We start from the raw sequence: 459 nt of genomic DNA on the forward strand, positions 1-459 counted from the left end.
CCACCACACCCGCATCGAGGGCGGCGTGCTGGCGCAGGAATGCGGCGCGCAGCTGAGTGCCTTCTTCCGGTCGCGGCGCGACGACCAGCGTGCCCGGACGCGGGCCGCGCACCCGCTGCGCGACGACGCGCTGCGCACGCCGGATGCGCGCTTCGCCGGGCTGCAGGACAGTCCCTGGGAGCCGCGCTGCGTGAGCGACCTGCCGGCGCTGGCGGGCCTGCGCATGCACTACCTGGACGAAGGCCCGCGCGATGCGCCGCGCACCTGGCTGGGCCTGCACGGCGCTGGCGGCTGGAGCCACCTGTACCGGCACATGCTGCCGGTGTTCCTGGCCGCGGGCGATCGCGTGGTGGCGCCCGACTTCATCGGTTTCGGCCGCAGCGACAAGCCGAAGAAAGAGGCGGTACACACGCTGGAATGGCACCGGCGCACGCTGGCCGAACTCGTGGAGCGTCTGGA

At 73.4% G+C, this 459-nt stretch carries 1 protein-coding gene; it reads left to right on the plus strand.

Annotated elements, in window-relative coordinates:
* Positions 1-459 (plus strand): alpha/beta fold hydrolase (locus K9U40_RS23690; protein WP_349239463.1); only part of this gene is annotated, 459 nt, incomplete at both ends.

Origin of the sequence: Xanthobacter autotrophicus (genome assembly GCF_030015065.1) — a bacterium.
In the GTDB taxonomy this organism is placed as follows: domain Bacteria; phylum Pseudomonadota; class Alphaproteobacteria; order Rhizobiales; family Xanthobacteraceae; genus Xanthobacter; species Xanthobacter autotrophicus_D.